Below are 2,074 nucleotides of genomic sequence, written 5' to 3'. Positions count from 1 at the left end.
GCGGACTCGATGCAGGCCTCGGCGACGCGGACGGTGGTCAGGCCCTGCTCCATGGTGACGATGTCGGCGCCCTCCTTGCCCAGCACCGCGTCGCGGAACATCTCGTGCTCGACCCGCAGCGGCTCGGGCTTGGGGATCGCGTAGCGCACCACGTCGCCCTCGGAGACGCCGCGGAACTTCGCGATCGCGTCCCAGGTGGTGGCGATCTCGCCGTTGGCGAAGAAGGTCAGGTCCGCGGTCAGGGTGTCGGCGATGAAGGTGCCCCGCTCACCGGTGATCACGGTGACCCGCTCCTTCAACGGGGACAGCCAGTTCACCAGGTGGTTGGCCACCGTGCCCTTCGACAGCGACGCCACCACCGCGACCAGGTCCTCGTGCTCGCGCCCGGACTTGTGCGCGGTGCGCGCCGACACCGAGGTGTAGGTCTGCTGGGTCACCCACGCGGTCAGGTCGATGTCGTGGGTGCCCAGGTCCTTGACCACCCCGACGTCGGCGATCCGGGCCGGGAACGGCCCCTGCCGGCGGGTGGTCACCTGGTACACGTCACCGAGCTCACCGGCCTCGAGCCGGGCCCGGGCCTGCTGCAGCGCCGGGTTGTACCGCTCGATGTGCCCGACCGCGCCGACCAGCCCGGCGTCGGCGAACGCCCTCGCCAGCTTCGTCGCGCCCGGGGTGTCCTGCGCCAGCGGCTTCTCCACCAGCGCGTACACCCCCGCCGCGGCCAGCGCCAGCCCGACCTGCTCGTGGTAGACCGTCGGCACCGCGACCATGCAGTAGTCGATCCCGGCCTCGATCAGCTCCTCCACGCTGCCCAGCACCGGGCGCCCACCGGCCACCCCGTGCGGGTCCCCACCGGGGTCGGCCACCGCGACCAGGTCCACCCCGTCCAACGAGCCCAGCACCCGCGCGTGGTGCCGGCCCATCATGCCCAGCCCGATCAGCCCGGCCCGCAGGTTCGCCATCACGCACCCGCCTTCGCCAGCGTGTTCACCGCGGTCACGATCCGCTCCAGGTGCTCCTGGGTCAGCGACGGGTGCACCGGCAGCGACAGGCACTCCGCGGCCGCCTTCGCCGTCTGCGGCAGGTCCGCGTGCGGGGCGTGCGCGAACGGGGCCAGCTGGTGGTTCGGCACCGGGTAGAACATCCCCGACCCCACCGCATACTCGCTCTTGAGCGCGGCCGCGAACCCGTCCCGGTCCGCCGGCACCCGCACCGTGTACTGGTGGTACACGTGCACCGCCCCCGGCGCCACCGGCGGGGTCACGACACCTTCCAGGTTCGCGGACAGGAACGCCGCGTTCTCCTGCCGCCGTGCGGTCCAGCCGTCCACCTTCTTCAGCTGCTCCCGCCCGATCGCGGCGTGGATGTCGGTCATCCGGGTGTTAAACCCGACCACCTCGTTGTGGTACTGCTTCTCCATCCCCTGGTTGCGGTACAGCCGCATCAGCCGCTCGACCTGCGCGTTGGCCACCGACACCATGCCGCCCTCACCGGAGGTCATGTTCTTCGTCGGGTACAGCGAGAACATCGCGAACGACCCGAACGCCCCCACCGGCGTCCCACCCAGCGACGCCCCGTGCGCCTGCGCCGCGTCCTCGAACACCTGCAGGCCGTGCCGGTCCGCGATGGCCATCAGCTGGTCCATCTTCGCCGGGTGCCCGTACAGGTGCACCGGCATGATCCCCACCGTCTTGTCGGTGATGGCCGCCTCGACCGCGGCCGGGTCCAGGCAGAAGTCATCGGCGGAGATGTCCGCGAACACCGGCGTCGCCCCCGTCAACGCCACCGAGTTCGCCGTCGCCGCGAACGTGAACGACGGCACGATCACCTCGTCGCCGGCCTTCACCCCACACGACAGCAGGCCCAGGTGCTGACCCGACGTGCCCGAGTTCACCGCCACACACGCCCGACCCAGGCCGAAGTGCTCGCTGAACTCCGCCTCGAACGCCGCCACCTCCGGGCCCTGCGCCAGCATCCCGCTGCGCATCACCCGGTCCACCGCCGCCCGCTCCTCGTCACCGATGATCGGCCTCGCCGGCGGGATGAACTCCAGCGCCTCGTCCGTCCCAGTCGT

General features: G+C 71.4%; 2 protein-coding genes. Both read right to left on the bottom strand.

Features of this window, described 5'->3' with window-relative positions; translation table 11 throughout:
* The coding region (locus P0Y31_RS18555) for a Gfo/Idh/MocA family oxidoreductase (RefSeq protein ID WP_275872152.1) at positions 1-962 on the bottom strand (962 nt) is incomplete at its 3' end.
* Positions 962-2,053: a DegT/DnrJ/EryC1/StrS family aminotransferase gene (locus P0Y31_RS18550; protein WP_275872153.1), complete on the bottom strand. Its 1,092-nt coding sequence runs from the start codon at positions 2,051-2,053 to the stop codon at positions 962-964. The genes P0Y31_RS18555 and P0Y31_RS18550, both read right to left, overlap by 1 nt.
* Between the last annotated feature and the right edge of the window lie 21 nt (positions 2,054-2,074).

This window comes from Knoellia sp. 3-2P3 (genome assembly GCF_029223115.1).
Lineage (GTDB): Bacteria > Actinomycetota > Actinomycetes > Actinomycetales > Dermatophilaceae > Pedococcus_A.
Note: the sequence above shows the minus strand (reverse complement) of the source record. Positions and strands in the feature narration are given on the sequence as shown.